The organism is Desulfotalea psychrophila LSv54 (assembly GCF_000025945.1).
Taxonomy (GTDB): Bacteria; Desulfobacterota; Desulfobulbia; order Desulfobulbales; family Desulfocapsaceae; genus Desulfotalea; species Desulfotalea psychrophila.
Genome location: NC_006138.1, coordinates 287,388 through 307,718 on the forward strand (window position 1 = coordinate 287,388; position 20,331 = coordinate 307,718).

13 protein-coding genes are annotated in these 20,331 nt (G+C 48.7%); 3 read left to right on the forward strand and 10 right to left on the reverse strand.

Annotated features, from left to right (window positions below):
• From DP_RS01335 to DP_RS01350, 4 genes are all read right to left on the reverse strand, one after another.
• Entirely contained in the window at positions 1 to 216 is a 216-nt protein-coding gene (locus DP_RS01335; protein ID WP_011187513.1) for a DVU_1557 family redox protein, read from the reverse strand.
• Complete coding sequence (locus tag DP_RS01340) at positions 213 to 2,459, reverse strand: pyridine nucleotide-disulfide oxidoreductase/dicluster-binding protein (protein WP_011187514.1); 2,247 nt, start codon at positions 2,457 to 2,459, stop codon at positions 213 to 215. Before DP_RS01340 ends, DP_RS01335 begins: the two co-directional genes overlap by 4 nt.
• Before the next feature lie 157 nt (positions 2,460 to 2,616).
• A complete protein-coding gene (locus DP_RS01345) occupies positions 2,617 to 5,337 on the reverse strand; it encodes a molybdopterin-dependent aldehyde oxidoreductase (protein ID WP_041277480.1) in 2,721 nt (906 codons plus the stop codon).
• A gap of 75 nt (positions 5,338 to 5,412) precedes the next feature.
• Entirely contained in the window at positions 5,413 to 6,429 is a 1,017-nt protein-coding gene (locus DP_RS01350; protein ID WP_041277481.1) for a molybdopterin-binding protein, read from the reverse strand.
• 775 nt (positions 6,430 to 7,204) lie between these two features.
• Between DP_RS01350 and DP_RS01355 the strand changes: the two genes are divergently transcribed.
• Positions 7,205 to 8,599, forward strand: coding sequence for an NAD(P)/FAD-dependent oxidoreductase (locus DP_RS01355; protein WP_041278172.1), 1,395 nt, complete (start codon positions 7,205 to 7,207; stop codon positions 8,597 to 8,599).
• Between the two features lie 410 nt (positions 8,600 to 9,009).
• Here DP_RS01355 and DP_RS01360 read toward each other — a convergent pair whose 3' ends face one another.
• From DP_RS01360 to htpG, 4 genes are all read right to left on the reverse strand, one after another.
• Complete coding sequence (locus tag DP_RS01360) at positions 9,010 to 9,624, reverse strand: YqaA family protein (RefSeq protein ID WP_156792174.1); 615 nt, start codon at positions 9,622 to 9,624, stop codon at positions 9,010 to 9,012.
• Positions 9,611 to 10,255 carry a protein-L-isoaspartate(D-aspartate) O-methyltransferase gene (locus DP_RS01365; protein WP_011187520.1) on the reverse strand — a complete coding sequence of 215 codons (645 nt, stop codon included), beginning with the start codon at positions 10,253 to 10,255 and terminating at the stop codon, positions 9,611 to 9,613. Before DP_RS01365 ends, DP_RS01360 begins: the two co-directional genes overlap by 14 nt.
• Positions 10,255 to 10,680, reverse strand: a complete 426-nt coding sequence (locus tag DP_RS01370; RefSeq protein ID WP_041277482.1) for a hypothetical protein — start codon at positions 10,678 to 10,680, stop codon at positions 10,255 to 10,257. The genes DP_RS01365 and DP_RS01370 overlap by 1 nt, the downstream gene beginning before the upstream one ends.
• Positions 10,681 to 10,839: 159 nt before the next feature.
• On the reverse strand, positions 10,840 to 12,708 hold the full coding sequence (htpG, locus tag DP_RS01375; protein ID WP_011187521.1) for a molecular chaperone HtpG: 1,869 nt from the start codon (positions 12,706 to 12,708) through the stop codon (positions 10,840 to 10,842).
• 264 nt (positions 12,709 to 12,972) lie between these two features.
• On the opposite strand from htpG, the gene hemG reads away from it, so the two are divergent.
• On the forward strand, positions 12,973 to 14,370 hold the full coding sequence (gene hemG / locus DP_RS01380; RefSeq protein WP_011187522.1) for a protoporphyrinogen oxidase: 1,398 nt from the start codon (positions 12,973 to 12,975) through the stop codon (positions 14,368 to 14,370).
• A gap of 84 nt (positions 14,371 to 14,454) precedes the next feature.
• On the opposite strand, the gene dnaA is transcribed toward hemG, so the two are convergent.
• Both dnaA and DP_RS01395 read right to left on the reverse strand, forming a co-directional pair.
• The gene (gene dnaA, locus DP_RS01385) at positions 14,455 to 15,894 is read right to left on the reverse strand and encodes a chromosomal replication initiator protein DnaA (RefSeq protein ID WP_041277483.1); all 1,440 of its coding nucleotides are present in this window, start codon (positions 15,892 to 15,894) and stop codon (positions 14,455 to 14,457) included.
• 619 nt (positions 15,895 to 16,513) lie between these two features.
• Positions 16,514 to 17,230, reverse strand: coding sequence for a ComF family protein (locus tag DP_RS01395; RefSeq protein WP_011187525.1), 717 nt, complete (start codon positions 17,228 to 17,230; stop codon positions 16,514 to 16,516).
• A 324-nt stretch (positions 17,231 to 17,554) separates the two neighbouring features.
• Here DP_RS01395 and bamA point away from each other — a divergent pair, with 324 nt between their 5' ends.
• Positions 17,555 to 20,269, forward strand: a complete 2,715-nt coding sequence (gene bamA, locus DP_RS01400; RefSeq protein ID WP_156792175.1) for an outer membrane protein assembly factor BamA — start codon at positions 17,555 to 17,557, stop codon at positions 20,267 to 20,269.
• The last annotated feature ends 62 nt before the right edge of the window (positions 20,270 to 20,331 follow it).

Sequence of the window (20,331 nt, forward strand, 5' to 3'; positions counted from 1 at the left end):
CTACTTATCCTCCAGCAGATGCTCTACCTGATTCATCTTGCCACCGGCCAGACTCTCGGAGATAAAAACCATATTACACTGGGGACATACCGGCAGGGCAACGTTAAAGAGAGAGTCGAGATACTCTAACTCCACCGGTTTATAGACCAGATCTACCCCACAGGCCGAACATTTCCAACCAGCCGCATCGGCTTCCGCTACCTTAATTAAACTCATGCCTGACCTCCTCTGATACGCATACGATGACTCCAGGTATTATGGACAAGATAGCCCTCAGCCAGCCTCTCAAACTCCACCCAATAGGTGACCAGGGTGGGTCGATAGGAGGCGAGCAGATGACCTGTCTCACTGTGAACAAAGGCCTTGCCGCTCTCCTCGACCTGAAGCAGGACCTTTTGCATGTCCGATTTTAGAATTCGACGCTCCTCCATGATCCTCTCCGCCTCCTCGGTAAAGAAGACCTGCACCTGAGAAAAACGCTCCACCCTGCTGGTATCCTCCTCGGCCCAGAGATCTTGCAAGAGCCCCTCCTTCAGATGGGCACGATTCTCTCGACGGGCAGAAAAGCCCGGAGAGGGACGTCCGGCAGGATCGCTCTCACTTGGAAAAATAAGGTCATAAAAGTGCATGGCCCGTTTACCATTTTTGACCAGCATATCACGGCACATGGCACAGTAGGTGACAAAATCCTCCTCCACCGCTGCCCCACGACGAACAGCCACAGCCTTTGCCAGATCAGGATTAGCATCGGAGAGGAGACCACCATAGCCACAACACTCGGTATGCTTGCCGGTCAGCCGAGGTTCCACCACCTCGATAGAGAGGTCCTGCAAGAGGGCACGCACATCTCCCTGCAGAAGGGGGTCATGCCGGGCTGAACAGGGATCGTTGATTGCCAGGGTAGCGGCCTCAACCCTTGCCCCTGCGGGCAGGCCAAGGGCACGAAGAATGGTCCAGTGAGAAATTATCTCCGCCTCGGGGATACCAGCCCGTAGGGTAGTAAGACAGGTGGGGCAGGAGACAATAATTTGGGGAGAGCCGAGTTCCTGCCACTGCTCCCGAATCAGGGCCATGGACTCATCCATCAGGGCCTTACGTCCGGACCACTCGGCGGGTGCACCACAGCAGGAGAGCATAAGACCAACGCTACCCAAACGATCACGCAGATCCTGATAGGCCCGCTCCACCGCCCCAGGATTTGAAGCAGTCAGCTGACAGCCGGGAAAAAAAAGATACTCACTGCTCACCATGCCCGGGGCATGACGAACCAAGGCGCACTTCTTGCCATTGGCAAAGGCCATGTCGCGCAGGGCAAATTCATGGGCTGCCGGTGGCATCTTATTCTTTTCCACCATCCCCCGCCGGATAGTCAGACAAAAATCAGCCATGGAAAACTCTTCGGGACAGAGGGTATCGCAGAGACCGCAGAGCATACAGGAGTTAACCATGGTATTGGCCTGACGAGTCCCCATAACAATGGCATCATTGTTATAGGCCTGACGGGCATAGACCTTGGGATAATATTTATAGTGTTTCAGATACTCACAGTTCTTAACGCACTCCATGCACTCGCACTGCAGACAGCGTTTGGCCTCGGCCCGAATCTCTTCATCGCTGTAACTTGCCTGAACAATAAGGGCGGGCACCGATTCAACATCCTCGACATTGGTATAGAGCCTTGTCTGATAGGGGCCCTCCAGCTCACGGCCTGCCACCATGGAGACACCTTGGGTAAAGCGTACAATGGAGTTGGCGGCACGACGACCGGTGGCCGCCTGGAATATAGCCGAATCCTCAGCACAGGGAGAGGCAAAGAGACCCGGACGTAGGGTGCCCAAGGTCAGACTATCCGCTTCACCCCAAGAGGAAAGCTCCGAGGGCAGACTGTCTGAATCGACAAAGACGGCATCTGCCTCGGCAAGAAGGGCGTCGAGCAAAACCTGATCAATGCTGACATCGTGAAAACTCACCCCCAGACGGGCAAGATTTTTTATCTCAGCGGCGAGAACACCCTCGGGCAGGGAAAGAGCCAAAACCTTACCAGGCTCACCGTAGAGCCTTACCGCAAAACCTCTACGGGCCAATTCCCAGGCAGCGCAGAGACCGGTCAGTCCTGCCCCCACCACTGCCACCACCTTACCACGGGCGGGCAGAGGCCTGGGCGGATCAACAGCCCGGGCATTTTCAGCACAAAATTCCTCCAGGGAATCCATGGCAATACTGCCACCCAAACCCTGACGAATACAATCATTTTTACAGGGACCATGACAGAGTCGTGCCAGGACACCCGGCAGGGGTAGGGTTTTGGCAAGCACCGTCCAGGCCTTGTCCCAACGCCCCTGCCCCATCAAGGAGCAGAAACTACGCACATCCACATGAAGGGGGCAGGCTGCGGTACAACGAGGCACCTCTTCCTGCACACATTTTGCTTCCCATTCTCTGAGTTCACTCTGTTCCATAGTCTCCCTCCCACAAATAAGTACAGGTAGTGACCTGTGCCAAATGCACAAACCACTACCTGTCTTTTAACACCAGCTGAGGACCTCTCATAAACCTCTGAAAAGCCCTCAAATAGGGAAGCAGCAAATTAATTATCTACCTCCCTCTGCCTATAATCTACTTAGCCTGCAGACCTGCAAGAATCTTCTCAGGCAGGGCAGGAAGCTTAGTAATACGTACGCCACAGGCATTGTAGATACCATTAATAATGGCCGCATGAGGCGCAGTAAGTGGCAGCTCGCCACAACCAGATGCGCCAAATGGACCCTCGGGACGGGCAGTCTCGATATACTCAACTTCAATATCATCAGGGATGTCCTTGATGTATGGAAAGCCAGCACCTTTCATGGTGGAGTGCTTCTTGATATCTTCGTAGTCCTCGGTGAGGGCCAGGCCAATACCCTGGGCAAGTCCACCGTACATCTGACCATCAACGATCAATCTATTGTTGATCTTACCTACATCGGCAATCAAAGTCATCTTCTCAGCGGAAGCTTTACCGGTTTTCATATCCACTGCCATCTCGGCAAGGAACATACCGTACATATAACAGGCAAAAGGATTACCCTGACCATTGGCATCACACTCGGTGGCAGGAGCGGTCCACTTGCCATTATAACGAACAGGTTTTTCTGCCTCAACCATCTCGGCATAGGTCGAGAAGGTGTCCGCAGTTTTGCGCATAGCTTCAACAAGGGCATCACAACCTGCCTTAATAGCGCGACCAATAATAACCTGAGAACGGCTACCACCAGCAGGGCCACCATTGCCACAGGTACTGGTATCGTTCATAACCAGTTTAATCTGATCAGGGGTGAGACCAAGAGGACGAAGTGCCTCGTGAGCCGTACCCAAAACGCCCATATCAGCGCCCTGACCATGGTCATGCCAACAGGCAAAAACGGTTACGGTACCATTTTCATTGAGCTCAACGTCGATTTCAGCGGTATCAGGGCCGTCAAGACCGGAACCATAAATACCGAGGGAGATACCAACACCGCGCTTGATCTCGTCGGTGGAGTTAGCAGCAACACGTTTCTTAGCTGCCTCATATTTTGGTCGCATGGTATCAAAGATCTCAGGAAGTGAATACACCTCAGGTTCCTGACCAGTTGGGGTAGTAGAACCCTTGCGATAGATATTCTTATAACGAAGATCAAAGGGGTCCATACCGATCTTCTCAGCAAGCTCATCCATCAATACCTCAGATGGAAACTCTGTTTCAGGGGCGCCATAACCACGGAAGGCAGAGCCCCAGGCATGGTTGGTGGCAACACAACGACCATCACCGCGAATATTAGCAATATCGTAACCTGCACCAATGTACTGGGCACCACGGAGGGTGAGCAGATCACCGAACTCAGAGTAAGGACCATGATCAACAGTCCAATCAGTCTCCATTCCGAGAAGTTTACCATCGTTATCGGCAGCCATACGCACGTTGGTGAAAAATGGAGAACGCTTACCGGTATAGGTTTGCTGTTGTTTCCAGGTGTAGTTCAAGAAAACAGCCTTGCCAGTGGCAAGACAGGCGGCACCAACCAGGGCTTCCATGGTTGGGGAGAACTTGTAACCAAAGGTACCCCCGGTGGCATTCTGAACCATAACGATGTTCTCAGGCTCAACACCAAGACCTGGAGCGATCATATAGAGATGGAGATGGAGACCAATGGATTTAGTGTGAATACAGAGTTTTCCCTCATCGTTCATAAAGGCAAAACCAACATCCGGCTCAAGAGGCATATGTGGTTGACGACCAACATAAAAATCATCCTCAACAACATGAGCTGCTGCCTCAAAGATAGGAGCAGTCTCGGCACCCTTGGCAACGTGTTGCTCAAAGTAGATATTAGGAGTTCCAGGATGAATCTCGATGGCATCATCTGCCATGGCAGCAGGAGCACTCATGTACTCAGGCAGACGTTCGAGCTCAACCTTAACCTTGGCAGCAGCAGCCTTGGCATGTTTATCGGTATCGGCACAGACGATGGCAATGGCATCACCGTACTGAAAGACCTTCTCATCACAGAGGATAGGACGATCCCAACCATCACCCTTATTGGTGGGGAAGGTGATCAGGCCGGTAATACGGTTCTTACCTTTAACGTCCTTATGGGTAACAATCTTCTCAACACCGGGCATTTTCTCTGCTTCGCTGGTGTCGATGGAGAGAATCTTAGCATGGGAAACCTCGGCTTGAACCAGGGCAAGTTGCAGGGTTCCAGCAGGCATCTTCAGGCCAAGGTCAGCACCAAAATCGAGGGTACCGGTTACCTTAGAGACTGAACTTGGACGTGGATATCTGGTGCCCCAGATGCGACCATCCTCAGGAATCTTAAAGTACAGATCATTAATATCCTTATCACCACGCATAACCGCGGCAGCATCGCGAACGGCATCAACGAGTTGCTTGTAGCCTGTACAGCGACATGCATTGCGGTTTTTTTGGAACCAGTCACGAACATCATCACGGCTAGGGTTAGGATTGGATTCAATCAAGGCATAGGTAGAAACGATGAATCCAGGTGTACAGAAACCACACTGGGCGCCACTATGGGCAATCCAGGCAACTTGAATAGGGTGGAGGTGATTTGGAGTTCCAATTCCCTCTACGGTGGTAATTACTGCATCGTTTTGCATTCGTTTCATCTTCATGGTACAAGATCGAACCAACTTGCCATCAAGAATAATAGTACAGGTACCACATTGGCCAGTACCACAACCAATTTTCACACTGGTAAGGCCCAGATTATCACGCAGTACATTGGCCAGAGATTCGTCCTTATCACAGACCACAGACTTGGCGATACCGTTAACCTGGAGATTAAGCTTAATCATGAATTGTATTCCTCCTAAGTGTTTCATTGCCTTGCATGTTACGACCATCAAGATGAGGCACGTAACTCAAAAATACTACTTTCCAAAGGGGCAGGTGGGATAATGGCACACTTCACATGTTGCACAAAAACCACCATGTCCCATGGCTACAATATCTTCACGGGTAACCTCAACCCCTGCCAGCAGACGGGGCACAACCAGATCAAAAATACTGGCCCGATAGTACATAACGCAGCCTGGGAGTCCCAGAATCGGGATACCGTCCCTGACTGCGAGCATAAACATCACGCCAGGAAAAGTGGGAGAACCATATGTAATAACCTCGGCCCCGGTGGCTCGGATTGCGGTGGGGGTCTGGTCGTCGGGATCAACGGACATACCGCCTGTCACCACCACCATTTCAGCGCCTTCAGCAATGGCATCTAAAATCTCATCACGGGTCATGATGGGATCATCTGAGCTGAACCGTTGCTCCATAACCGTGGAACCGAGTTTTGCAAATTTTTCACGAATAACAGGGCCGAACTTATCCTGAATACGACCGTGATAGACCTCGCTGCCCGTGGTTACCACACCAACTTTATGGTGGATAAAGGGACGGATGCCGACCACGTAGGGATATTCAGCACATATTGCCTCCACACGCTCAATCTTCTCCTCATCTATAACAAGGGGAACAACCCTGGTGCCGGCAACGGCTCGGGCTTCGGTCACCTGCTGGCCACTGTGCATGGTGGCAAGCACGACCTCCTCAATGGAGTTAATACGATTGAGGGCTTCAACATTGATATCAAGCAGACCGGGACTGGCCTCAAAGTTCACTCGACCTTCGCTGACGTCGGAAAGGGTAATACCGGGACCAAAGGCTGCCTTGGCGATACGCTCGGCTGCCTCGTTTTCATGAATGCGGCCTTTTTCCATATCCAATACAAAAATATGTTCTTTGCCAATTTCAAGCAGGGTGGGAATATCTTCTTCAGTTACAACATGACCCTTCTTAAAGGCAGGTCCCTTGCACTCTCCGGGAACAATTCTGGTCATATCATGGCATAGAACCATGCCAATAGCTTCTTGCACAGGAACAGTATTCATAGGTAATATCTCTCCATCTTCTATCCAACCATCAACGACAATTCTGTACCCGACAAATCTGACATACAAATGCAGTGAAAAAAGCACAGAGTTCAATACATTTTACCTGTAAAAATGCAGTAAAAAATTCGCCTGCTAAAAAAGCAAGATTCATTCTTATTTTGTCGAGGTAAAAAGGCATCAGATTTGACTAGTGGCATGCTCTACAGCAAGAAACAGGCAAAGTATTACTAATATATGCCTTACTTAACTGGCAATAAAAAGCCTGGAGGCAACGACCTGCCAAGAGGCGAAAGCCCAGACAAAACCGAATATACGCCATTACTCTTAGCAGAGGCATCCGACCCTGTCAACCACAACCATAAATTTACCCACGCAACTCCTTTATTTTCATATCTTATCGAGATTACAGCTTTTTAATCTCGGACAACTAACCAAAAATAACCATGGATAACAAACCTTACCCCTCGACTGACAAAAACAAGCTCAAAGCCAAATATGATGTTAGGAAATGACCTTTCGCCTGGCAGGCAATAGCACCTGCTCCTGCCAAGCAAACAGGCACTACCTGACCGTTCGTAAATTAAAGCTCCTGAAGAATTTCTGGGCAGGTAAAAGACGAAAGGATAATCACTTGACCCTCCATTTTTTTTAAGATAGAGTTATGGGTTGCCCTTTTGCATGCCATACCCGCGCTACGGGCAGAGGTGCCCAAGGATACCAATCAAAGAACATTCTCCTTGGCACAACGACAAAAATTCTCTGGAGTGAAAAAATGACAGCTGAAAACAGATATGACGTGATTATTGTTGGCGGAGGCCCTGCCGGCCTTTTTGCCGCCTACTATCTGGGTGAGCACTCAGACCTCAAGGTGCTTGTTATTGAAAAGGGACGACGTTCTCTGCAACGAAAATGCCCCATAGCAGGGGACAGGGCATGTATCCAGTGCAAGCCATGCAATATTCTCTGTGGAGTAGGTGGGGCGGGACTTTTTTCCGACGGGAAGCTCAATTTCATCCCCCGCCTAGGTAAAACCGACCTCAGCCAGTTTATGCCCATGAGCGAAGCGACAAAGCTCATCGATGAGACCGAGGAGATCTTTAATCGCTTTAATATGGACGGAAAGGTTTATCCCACCGATATGAACAGCGCAAAAGAGATACGTAAAGAGGCCAAAAAACATGGCATTGACCTCCTGATAATCAAACAAAAGCACCTTGGTTCCGACCGACTCCCCACCCATATCAACGGACTGGCCGAATATACGGAGAGCAAGGGGGTTACCTTTCAGACCTCTGAAACCGTAACCGACATCACCACCCAAGATGGCCGAGTAACCGGCGTTGTGAGCAATAAGGGAGAGTACCAGGCAGACAATGTTATTCTTGCCCCCGGTCGAGTTGGGGCAGAGTGGGTGGCATCGGTGGTAAAAAAACACGGCATCAAGGTGTCACAACGTGGCATTGAGGTGGGTGTGCGGGTAGAGGTTGCCAACGAGGTCATGCAGGATCTCTGTGAGGTCATCTATGATCCAACCTTTTTTATTCAAACCAATAAATATGACGACCAGACCCGCACCTTCTGCACTAACTACGGTGGTTTCGTCGCTCTCGAAAATTACCAGGACTTCGTCTGCGTCAACGGCCATGCCTATATGGATAAAAAGTCCAACAACACCAACTTCTCCTTTCTCTCCAAGGTAGTATTAAACGATCCGGTGGAAGACAATACCGCCTACGGAGAATCCATTGGCCGCCTCGCCACCATCATCGGTGGCGGCAAGCCCATTCTACAGCGTTTTGGCGACCTCAGACGAGGACGTAGATCCACCTGGAACAGAATTAAGCACAGCTCAATCGACCCCACCTTCAAGGATGTCACCTGTGGCGATATCGCCATGGCCCTGCCCGAAAGGATTGTCACCAATCTGGTGGACGGCCTGGAACAGCTGAACAATATTGTCCCCGGAGTGGCCAACGACGAGACCCTGCTCTACGCCCCGGAAATAAAGTTTTTTGCAACCCAGGTGGACACCGACAACTCACTTGAGACTGCCATTAAGGGTCTCTATGTGGCAGGCGATGGCCCCGGAGTGGCAGGCAATATTGTCTCTGCAGCAGCGACGGCCCTCATCCCGGCTAAGAAGATTATCAAGGCCCAAACCAAATAGAAGGACCATTGCCCCAGCCCAAAGGTCTCCGCCAAAGGTAACATTTTGCCGGAGACTCCTACCCCTCTCATCCATGGAAAAAATTTTACCCCGCCACAGGCAGGAGCGGCCAGAGCTTCTTCCGCAGTAGTTCCCCTCTCTGGCCAAGGCCGGAAAGACACTCATACCCAGGACAAAAATCATATCCAGACACCTTTCTGCGACGCCAAAATGGTCAAAGATACTCAGCCTGCAGGGCGGGAAGCAGCCCACTTTTTACTACTGGAGAAATATCCCTCTTGCTCATCTTTAAATGAAAGATAGTTTTCTGTCGATCATGCCACAGTTAATTGAGCAGGGGAGAATCTTCGATACAAAAAGCGACTAAAAATGGGCAAGAGAAGGCGACAAAGGGGAGACGAGGGGAGATATCAAATTAATTTTATCAGAAAAAAACTACCAATGAGGATAGCCATAAAGACAATGGATATTATATTGAAATAACGACTAATAAGATGCTTAATGGAAGCGCCAAACTTCCAAACAAAGGCGGCCACCAGAAAAAATCTTGCTGCCCGGGAGACAATGGAGACAAGGACAAAGGCGGGAAAATTTAGCTGAAAGAAACCTGCCGACAGGGTAAAAAGCTTATAGGGCAGGGGGGTAAAACCGGCAGTTCCCACCGCCAAGACACCATATTTATCATAGACCTGACGGACAATTTCATACTTATCGGCAAGGTTGTACATATTCATAATGCCCTGGCCAAGACTGTCCATAAACCAAAAGCCCAGACCATAACCAAACATACCACCCAAAACCGAGCCCAGGGTACAGACAGCTGCATAACGAAAAGATTTAGCGGGAACGGCAATACAGAGGGCAATTAAAAAGACATCCGGCGGAATGGGAAAAACCGATGACTCAACAAAGGCTATGGCAAAAAGCGCCCATATGCCATAGGGGGTGGCCATCCACTCCATACAGCGACTATAGCTTCTCTGCACAATATTGGGCCGTTTCACGGCCTCTTTACTTCCAACCATGAACTCCCACCAGATCGACAAAACGGACAGGGGCCAGATCTTCCACTACAAAATCGTCTCCCTCCTTAGTCACTCGTTTCAACACCTGCTCATAACGAGGACCAACGGGAATAACCATGCGACCACCATCGGCGAGTTGATCAAGAAGGGGGGTGGGGATCTCAGGACTACCGGCAGTAACAATAATAGCATCATAGGGGGCAAATTCAGACCAACCCCGACTGCCATCGTCATACTTAGAGCGAATATTAAAATAACGAAGAGAATCAAAAACCTTGCGAGCCTTATTCAGCAGAGAGTGTATACATTCAACCGTATATACCTGCCGGCAAATCTTAGACAAAATTGCGGCCTGGTAACCGGAACCGGTTCCTATCTCCAACACCGTATCACTGGCTGTAAGCTGCAAAAGGGAGGTCATATAGGCAACAATATAAGGCTGGGAAATAGTCTGTCCCTCGGTAATGGAGAGCGGATAATCCCCATAGGCACGCATCCTCTGTCCTTCATCGACAAAAAAATGACGAGGGACCTCAAGAATAGCATCAAGCGTTGCCATGTCAGTTACACCACGGGCAACAATCTGCTCCCGAAGCATCTTCTCTCGGGCAGTAGAGTAATTATCTATCACTATCTTATCTCGCTGGCACTCTCTGTTTGAGTTGCATCTGCAGCAAGCTCTTCCTGCCACTTAAAATCATCCTGCCAGTCTAGATCATCCTTATCAGAGGATGTGAACATGCAGGAGGCGACCTTATCCTTATTAAGCGTTACCAAAACCTTACTTACCTCTGGAGTGCCAATATACTTGCCAAACCACGGAGCACCCTCAAGAAGGCTGCGACGATCGGCCTTATAATGCCAACGTTCCGTTCCGGCTGAACCAATTTCCACCTTATCGGGTTCACCGAGGTATAATAGGACATCATCACGGGTCGAGGTTCCCACCTGAATGAGAACGACATCAGAGGAGAGATGGCGCACTGGAGTATTGTAGCAACCAGCAACAAGGGTCAGTAAACTTACACACAACACCACTCTTAGAAATGCAGACATATGCTCTTACCTGTTTTTTTTTACACCGAGAAAAGACGGTCGTTCACTTACTTCTATATCCTGCAACAGGCTTTTTTTCAACGTTTATTAATTCAGAGAATGAGGCTGACAAACAAAAAGAGGCCACGAACCCTGGGAAGATCCGTGGCCAAAGCACTACTAGGCTCTTGATACCGCTCGATCAAGAATCTTATAATTACGGGCAACCATCTTCAGAGGATCAACCACAAGACCCGCCTGAATCATGGCATTATCCAGGATCTGATGGGCCACCTCACCGGCAAAACCTGCATCGGCCTTTCTCAGTTCAGCAAGTTGCTTGATCAGGGGATTTTTACCATTGATTTCAAGATGCTTCTTAGAACCATCTACACCGGCAATACCCTGCTCCTTACGACTTGCAGCAAGCACACGTTCCATGGATGCACTCATAAATCCATCGGCATTAACAATCATGGCCGGAGCATCAACCAAACGATGCGAGGAGAGAACGTCCCCTACCTCGTCTTTAAGCTCTTCTTTCATCCAGGTAAGCAATTCTGCCAACTCGGCCTTATCAACACCGCTCTCATCCACCAGAGCATCCTCGGCCTCTTCCTTATCAAGGGAGATATCGGCACCATCGGCTGAGACAAGCTTCTTACCTTCAAATTCCTGAAGATGACTGAGAACAAAGTCATCAATAGGATCAAGGGTATAGACAATCTCAATGTCCTTCTTTTTGAACATCTCAACATAGGGACCCGCCTCGATTGCGGCCCGACTTGCCCCATTGATATAGTAGATCTTTTCCTGATCAGGGTTCATGCGCAGGAGATAATCTGCAAGAGATACAGGTACACCCAACTCAGATTTAGAGGTCTCGAAGCGAAGGAGTTTACCCAGTTCTTTCTGATACTCATAATCGGTGGTCACGCCCTCCTTGAGATAGATGCCAAAGGTGGACCAAAACTGAAGATACTGCGACTCATCGCGGGTAGCCTCTTCGGCCAAATACTTGAGAAAACGCTTGGTAACCACCCGGCGAATCTTGCTCACCAAAGCATTGTCCTGCAGACTCTGGCGGGAGATATTAAGGGGAAGATCTTCACTATCCACCACACCTTTCAAGAAGCGCAACCAGCCTGGCAGGATATTTTCGGAGTGTTGGTCGATAAGGATGCGTTGACAGTAGAGATTAACACCGGGCTCAACCCGACCAAAACCCATAACCTCAAAATTTTCCTTGGGAACAAAGAGGAGCGATTTTATCGAGAGAGGGGCATCGGCTGAAAAATGCAATCTATAGGAAGGATCTTCGGTAGCATTGCCAATAAACTTATAAAATTCATTGTACTCCTCATCGCTGATCTCAGACTTGCTTCGACTCCAGAGGGCCTGAACGGTGTTCACGACCTCTCCCTTAAGCTTAATCGGGAAGGAGACAAATGAAGAGTACTGCTCAATAACATTTTTAATCTTCCAATCCTGGGCATACTCATGGGCATCGTCCTTCAGCTCCACAACAATGCGTGTTCCTCGGGCAAGTCCATCCAGAGGGGTGATGGTAAAAGAGCCCGCACCTTCGGAAAGCCACTCATGGCCCTGACTACCGTCCCATGAACGAGTTTGGACGCGCACCTTATTTCCCGCCATAAAAGCAGCATAAAAGCCCACACCAAACTGACCGATGAGATTAACGTCTTTTTTTACAGCCTCGGCAAGTTCCGCATAAAAGCTACCAGATCCAGAGTGAGCGATAACCCCAAGGTTGTTGACCAACTCCTGCTCTGTCATACCAATACCGCTGTCACTGATGGTAAGGGTATGGGCCTCTTCGTCGAGATCGATGGTGATCTCAAGGGGAAGATCCTCGTCCAAAACTTCCTGGCAGGTAAGGGCTTCATGCCGCATTTTCTCCAGGGCATCCGCCGAGTTAGATATCAACTCACGAACAAAAACATCACGCTCGGTATAGAGCGAGTTAATAACTATATCAAGTAGCTTTTTGGTCTCTGCCTGAAATTCATAGTTTTTTGCTTCTGTCATCGAAAACACCTCATTCGTGCGTGGTTATACTATCTGTGATAGCTCAGCCGGGCTGGCCATTATTATTCCCTTAATGCGGGCAAAATGTTAAACATTTATGGTAATGTGTCAAGAGAGATATTGCAGGGAGAAGAGGAGTCATTACTAGCTATAATGTTTCGCTAAAAACCTGTAAGGCCCCTCACGGCTGTCCTTTACAGCAATTCTATAAGAGCCATAAAAGAGAAGAAGCTCATTCCACATATACCAAGAAAAGAGACGACAATGACAAAACAACTCGATACCATTATTGTTGGAGCAGGCCTTTCAGGACTCACCGTGGCCCATAAACTTCGCCTCAAAGACAAACTACACAGCCTCCTGATTATTGACAGGGAGGAGCAAAGCGGCGGTGTCATACGTACCCATCGGCAAGATGGCTTTATCTCAGAAATTGGCCCCCATGGTTTCCTTGACAATAACCCTGCCAGTAAGCTCATCCTTGCCGAGACAGGTCTTGATAAGGAGACGGTAAAGGCACCGCTTATGGACTTTGTCCGCTATGTCTACCTCCACGACAAGCTGAACCTGATAGAGCAGACGCCAGGGAAAATTATCATGGCACCGCTGATCTCCTGGCCTGCCAAGTTCCGCGTTCTGGCCGATCTATGGAAGCGGCCGCTAGAGGGAGACCCCAGCATTGCCAAGTGGGTCGAACATCGCTTTGGCCCGGCCCTACTCCCCTTTATAGATGCAATCTTTACGGGAACCTACGCCGGAGACTACGAGACCCTGACCGTTGGCAGTGTCTGGCCTGGGGTACGTGAGTTGGAAAAAAAACATGGCTCCGTGATTCGCGGACTTATTGCAAGATGGATTGCAAAGAAGAGAACAGGTGACAAAACGCCTATGAACATGCCGTCCATGACCAGTTTTGCCGAGGGTATGGCCCGTCTACCGGAGAGATTAAGTGAAGGGTTGTCTGCCGAAGAGCTCCTGCTGAATACCGATGTTACAGCCATTGCCAGAGGAGAAAATGGTTGGGCGGTAAAGACCGGGACAGGCGAAGAGTACAGGGCGACACAGCTTGTCCTGGCCCTGCCAACCAATGAAGCCCTGCGCTTACTTGCACCCCTTAATACGGGAATGCCAATGCAAAAGATACCCGAGGCACGAATTGCCTCGGTAATCATGGGCTTCAAGGGGGCAACGCTACCTCCGGGATTTGGCTTTCTCACCCCTGAAGTGGAAAAACGTTTTTCTCTCGGCTGCCTCTTCTCTTCAAATATGTTTCCGGGCCGAGCCCCAGAAGGCCATGTGGTGATCGAGACCCTGGTTGGAGGCAAGCGCCACCCTGAAAGGCTGAATCTGGACGATGAAACCATAATCGAGAGGGCATTAGCTGATATTAGAGCGATCCTTGACCTGCCGAACCCTCCCGTCTATACCAGGGTACTCCGCTCAAAGTCAGGAATCCCCCAACTGGAAGAGGGCTACCCGGAACTTCTCTCCTGGCGTGATGCCCTGGTAAGAACCTATCCTGGACTCCATCTCTGCGGTTTTGGTTGGGAAGGTATTGGACTCAATGAGATGATGAAGGCAGGTACCAGAGTGGCCGAGGCTGTACTGGATGCCGGAGGTAGCGCCTCGGCTCAGGCAGAGATAAAGGGCATTTATTTTTAATCCTTGCAGGACCAGAAAAAGATCAAAAAAAAGGGGCTGTAACGATATTCGTTACAGCCCCTTTTTAAATTTTAGATGAAAATACTATATCTGTTTTACCTTATCACTGAGCAGATTAACCTGAGCACCGAGGGACATATCGCGTCGTGCCTTGTCCGTAATAACCTTTACGGAATGAATCACCGTTGAGTGGTCACGCTTATAGGTGCGGCCAATCTCGGCAAGGGACTCTTCGGTGAATTTACGGCTCAAGTACATGGCAATCTGCCGGGGCAAGCTGATTGATTTCTTACGAGAACGAGACTGAAGATCCTCAACACTCACCTGAAACTGAGCACTGATCAGATCACGAATAAGGCTAGAGGAGAGGGACTGATTGCAACCAACAACTGAGCCCACCACCTCACGAATAAGATTCATATCAATATAACCACCCATCAGACGGGCCCGGGCCCCAATGGCTGTTATAGCAGATTCAATCTGACGAACATCTCCTCGAACATTCTGAGCAAGATAGCTGGTCATATCCTCATCGAAGGAGAGACGCTGTCCTGCTGCCTTTCTCTCAACAATTCGAGATCTTGTCTTTATATCAGGGGCCTGAATAGAGGTGATAAGGCCGGCACTCATCCGGGAACGAAATTCACCATCGATACCTGCCAACTCACGGGGGGCAGCATTTGCCGTAAGCAAGACTCGCTTACCCGATTTAACCAAGGTATCGAGTACCTCGTTAAGTTCTTCCTGAGTCTTTTTCTTACCCTTTAAAGTATGAATGTCTTCCACAAGTAAAATATCACAATCCTCCTGATATTTTTTCTTAAACATATCCATACTGTTATTTTTAATACCATGCACCATCTCCGCCGAGAATTGCTGGGCGGTGACATAGTGCATACGGGTCATGGGCGAATTACTGAGCAGGTGATGAGCAACGGCATGGGTGAGATGACTCTTACCAAGTCCTGTGCCACTGTTAATATAGAGACAGGGACCGACGGTATCAGCATCTGCCGATATAGCCCGGCAGGCAGACTCTGCCAAAATATTACTCTGCCCCACCATAAATTCATCAAAGGTATAACGAGGATGCAGGGCACGAATACTGGCATTATTCTTAGGCACAGAGGGCAGACGCAGCTGACGTGGTACCGAAGAAGCCGAAGAGGCCGTAGAAGCCGTAGAAGCAGTAGAAGCCGAAGAGACCGAAGGAACTGGAAAGGTTGGTGCCGAGGTGGATGTCCTGTGCATCATAGAACGCAATTGAGGCACGGCTTTTTTCTCTAAGAAGCGCACATCAGTGATGCTAGAATCAACGCCTGTAAGGGATCGCTCGATTTCCTTCAGATAATTTTGCTTAACAAAGGCTATAAAATAACGATCGGGGCCTGCAAGAGAGACAACTCCGTTCTCTTGGCGGACAGATTCCAAAGGTGCTATCCACAACGAATAGACATCTTTGGACAATGATTCCTTTAAGCACCCCTGCGCCTTCTGCCACGCCATAACAACCCCTGAAAACATTAAATAACAATAAAAACCACGCAAAGCAATTTCATAGCCAATACAAACGGATTACTAATCGAAAAAAAATCAACTAGCCGCAGGCTACAAAACGCAATAAAAACATAAATTGCAATAAAAAAGGCTACCAGAGGACAAGAATAATGCCCCGAAGACAGTGAGAGAATAAACAGCAAATTTTGAATATCGTCAAAGAGCATTTCATGAAATTTTATCCATCTCACCGTCTTTACGACCTCTTCTCGCCATCCCCCATCCCACCTACATCTAGAGGGAAGAGTAAACACTATCTCCCTATTTTATGGGACGCAGCGAACAATATGTACTTTTCATATACTTTTCAATAAGTTAGCTAGATTAATAAAAATATTCAGACAGTTAACTTTTATATTAAACAGACAAAAACTAAAAAAACCTCAAAATTACGTAAAAAAGCTCTATTTTACCCAACAGACACTGCTTTTTCCCTTGCTGACAGCGGCTTCCAGCTCCAAAAAAAAAATCAGCTTTTTAAACTGACACAAAATCCAGCACCTCTGGCAAAGCTCGCAGGGCGATAAAAACAAAACGAGATAGGACAAAAATATCTGAGACAAATGACGAAAAAGCCAAGATGACCTTATCTGGCAATGATGACCCTGGCCAGGGTGAGCACCTCCACCTCTGCCGCCCCATTTTTCCGAAGCACCTTACTACACTCGTCCACGGTTGTCCCCGTGGTAAAAACGTCATCGACCAGACATATTTTACGCCCCCGGATCATCTCTGCATCCCTCAGAGTAAAGGCTGCGAGAAGATTCCTACGACGAGCCACACCACTCAGCCCCGTCTGCGGCAGAGTGTCCCGGGTACGCAGCAGAAGAGATGGCATAATTTTTTTATTTCTTTTACCAAAGAAAACTTTAGCGAGAAGAAATGCCTGATTAAAGCCCCTGCTTCGCAGACGGTGAAAATGCAGAGGAACGGGCAAAACAAGATCAGAGACGGGCAGACCAGCTCTCCAGCCGCTACTGGTAACAAGAGCATCTATGGCCCTTAAACAGGCCATATCCTGACCAAATTTCAAGCCATGTATCAGGCCACGCACGACATCCTCATAGATAAAAAGAGAGCGAGCCCGGTTATAGGCAGGCATATGAAGAAGACAGGTGCCACAAAGATGCTCCGTTTCGACAGGCCCCACCAACGGCCCGCCACAGCAGAGACAGAGGGGTGGACGAGTGGGCTTTATTTTCTGCAGACAGGCAGGACATAGCGTCTCCCTGATGCCATAGGGAATCCTCTCCTCACAGTAGACGCAGGATCTTGGAAAAAGCAGATCTAACAGACCAGGCATGACTCCCCCCTTAATGACTTTATTATTTCAGGTAGAAACTATTTCCATAAAGGATATCGTCCTCTTCGCCTTTATACAAAACGCTACAAAAAAAATTTAAACCACAAAAACAGCTTTTTTGGCACTCACGCATCAGGAGGCTTTGCAATCACAGCTAAATATGGCATAATGTCGCAACTTTGCCCATCCATTCTCATGAAAAATAGGTCAAAGCAAATAGTTGAGGGTTTTTCTATCTTAGAAAAAATCCCTGTCTCTATCGTACTTTTCTCTAACCATTCATATTAACTATGAATAAAAGCAGAACACGAAAAGGAACTGTTCATGATTCGTTACAGGTTTCAAATAGCAAAACTACGCCACTGCACCTTTACGGCACTCTTTTTATGTATTGCCACCCTGGTCCTTGCTCAAAACGCCTCAGCTAATGTCCAAAAAACAGTTATTCTACCCCTAAAAATAAACAGCGTCAGTTCTTCCCCAGAAATGACGGTGGCCGCTGATAATGCCCTGGCAACGGCGCAAGAAAATGTAGCCATGATCCCGATAACAAGGGTTACCGCTGAAAATCTTGTTAATTATAATGGCCCCTGGCCACCAAAAACTCTCACCATACAAAAGATTGCCCAGGGGACAGGATATAACTACGTGACCACGGGAACAATGACAGTCATCGGCAATATGCTCAGTATAGATCTGAAGACAGTCGACAGCCTATCCCCCTCAAAGCCCATCTATTTTTATCGCCATGCCATCGAAAAAGATCAGATGACAACAGCCTTTGAAGAGTTGGTAGGCGAAGTACTCTCCTACACAGACAGAGAGCATCGCATTGCCGCCATCAGCCCCCAAGGCAATGCCCGGGTTGATTCCGGCGCTATTCTAAGAAAAATCAACTCCAAGGCAGGTGACATCTACGATCCTGCCACTCTACGCCAAGACCTTAAGGCTATATACGCCATGGGCTACTTCAATGACGTGCAGGTCGACGTAAAAGAAACCGCCAAGGGTAAGACTGTCACCTTCAATGTGGTTGAAAAGCCGCTGGTCAGCTCAGTGCTCTTTGTCGGCCTCAAGGAACTCAAACAAGAGGACGTCCAGGCAGTTGCCAATATCAAAGAACACCGAATTATCAACCCTGCCCAAATCAGTGCTGCCAAAGAGGCCATTATCAGCCTCTACGAGTCAAAAGGTTTTTATAACTGCACCGTAAAATCAGAGATAAGCTATCCCGCAGAGAGCGGTGGTGCCGTCGTCACCTTCAATATAGTTGAGGGTCACAAGGTATATGTTGAAGAGATCAGCTTCGAGGGCAATAAGAACTTTGACGCAGGTGAGCTTGAGGACATCCTTGAGACAAAGGAGAAGAGCTGGCTCACCTGGCTCACTGCGGCTGGCCTGCTTGACATGGAAAAAATCAAGCAGGATGGCAATCGCCTTCTCGCCTACTACAACAATCACGGATTTCTCGATGCAAAGGTAGGAGAACCACAGGTTCGTCAAGAGGGCGATCTTGTTTATCTCCACTTTGTCATTGCAGAGGGGCCACGCTATCGAATTGGCCTTATCGACTTTTCAGGCGACCTGATGATCGATAAAAAAACCCTGGCTAAACTGGTCAGCGTTCGTAATGAGCCCTACCTCAACAGAGGGCTGATGCGCGACGACATCATGAATATAACCGATGCCTACTCAGAGCTCGGCTATGCCTTTGCCAGTGTTAAACCAAGAACCAGAAAATCTGCGGTGGGTAATCGTATAGATATAACCTTTGATATTGCCAAAAATGATCTGGTCTACATTGACAGAATCACCATCAATGGCAATGTCCGAACCCGCGACAATGTTATTCGCCGGGAATTGCGTATAGTTGAAGGGGGCCTCTTTGACAGTGCAGCCCTGCGAAAATCAAATAAGGCCCTGCAACGCCTCGGCTACTTCAAAGAGGTGAACATCACTCCGGAGCCCACATCGGATCCTTCCCGAATGAATATTGTGGTCAATATTAAAGAGAAACCAACGGGTAGCTTTAGCATCGGCGTAGGCTATAGCACAACGGATGGCATCATTGTTTCAGGTAAGATCTCTGAAAATAACTTTCTTGGCCGTGGTGACACCCTGAGCCTGAGTGGTGATATTGGTGGGATAAGCAGTAACTTCAACCTTGGTTACACCAACCCACATCTCAACGACTCTGAACTCTCCTGGGGTGCTGATCTCTTTAATACCGAAAGAGAATTCGACGATTACGACAAAAAACGCACCGGTGCAGGTCTTCGGGTTGGCTATCCTATTTGGCAAGAATGGCGCCTATTTAGCAATTACAGCATAACCGACACCAAGCTCACCGACATCAAAGATAATGCCTCGTGGATTATCAAAAATTCAGCAGATATTAATCTAAGCAGTGCAGTGAAGTTCACCCTTGTCAGCGATGACCGTGACAAACAGTTTATGCCCACCGAGGGTAGCCGCACCAGCATCAGCCTTAAATATGCCGGTGGCCCTCTGATGGGAGATGCTCAGTTTTATAAGGTTGAGGCCAGTACCAGTTGGTATTTTCCAGCCTTCTTGGGCACCACCTACCACCTTAAAGGGGCAGCAGGATACGCTGGCGAGACAGAGACCGACAAGCTCCCTGTCTACGAGAGATTTTACCTTGGTGGCATGAACAGTATGCGTGGTTTTGAATACGCCAAGATGAGCCCCGTCGACAAACTTTCAGGAGATCGCGTTGGTGGTAATATGATGTGGTACACAAACGTGGAATGGATCTTTCCCATATCCGATGCTCAGGGCGTTAACGGTATGACCTTCTTCGATATAGGCCAGGTTAGTGGCGAAGATCTTAATGGCAGTACCCTCAACGGTAGTTCAGCAATTGAGACAGAGTATAACGATGTCAAAATGGATGTTGGTCTCGGTCTCATGTGGAACTCTCCCATGGGTCCATTGACCATTACCTGGGGTTACAACCTTGACCCACTGGACGATGAAGACCCATCCGTCTTTAACTTTAGCATGGGTGGAAACTTCTAAAAAAGAATGTGCCCACTCAGTCAGCTCAAATGCCAACTACATTCCATGTAGTTGGCATTTTT

Excerpts from the sequence above, each read along its gene's own strand:
- DP_RS01350 (WP_041277481.1), bottom strand. The coding sequence starts at position 6,429 with ATGAATACTGTTCCTGTGCAAGAAGCTATTGGCATGGTTCTATGCCAT.
- DP_RS01370 (WP_041277482.1), bottom strand. The coding sequence starts at position 10,680 with ATGTCTGCATTTCTAAGAGTGGTGTTGTGTGTAAGTTTACTGACCCTT.
- DP_RS01335 (WP_011187513.1), bottom strand. The coding sequence starts at position 216 with ATGAGTTTAATTAAGGTAGCGGAAGCCGATGCGGCTGGTTGGAAATGT.
- DP_RS01355 (WP_041278172.1), top strand. The coding sequence starts at position 7,205 with ATGACAGCTGAAAACAGATATGACGTGATTATTGTTGGCGGAGGCCCT.
- dnaA (WP_041277483.1), bottom strand. The coding sequence starts at position 15,894 with ATGTTTTCAGGGGTTGTTATGGCGTGGCAGAAGGCGCAGGGGTGCTTA.
- DP_RS01345 (WP_041277480.1), bottom strand. The coding sequence starts at position 5,337 with ATGATTAAGCTTAATCTCCAGGTTAACGGTATCGCCAAGTCTGTGGTC.
- bamA (WP_156792175.1), top strand. The coding sequence starts at position 17,555 with ATGATTCGTTACAGGTTTCAAATAGCAAAACTACGCCACTGCACCTTT.
- hemG (WP_011187522.1), top strand. The coding sequence starts at position 12,973 with ATGACAAAACAACTCGATACCATTATTGTTGGAGCAGGCCTTTCAGGA.
- DP_RS01340 (WP_011187514.1), bottom strand. The coding sequence starts at position 2,459 with ATGGAACAGAGTGAACTCAGAGAATGGGAAGCAAAATGTGTGCAGGAA.
- htpG (WP_011187521.1), bottom strand. The coding sequence starts at position 12,708 with ATGACAGAAGCAAAAAACTATGAATTTCAGGCAGAGACCAAAAAGCTA.
- DP_RS01395 (WP_011187525.1), bottom strand. The coding sequence starts at position 17,230 with ATGCCTGGTCTGTTAGATCTGCTTTTTCCAAGATCCTGCGTCTACTGT.
- DP_RS01360 (WP_156792174.1), bottom strand. The coding sequence starts at position 9,624 with ATGGTTGGAAGTAAAGAGGCCGTGAAACGGCCCAATATTGTGCAGAGA.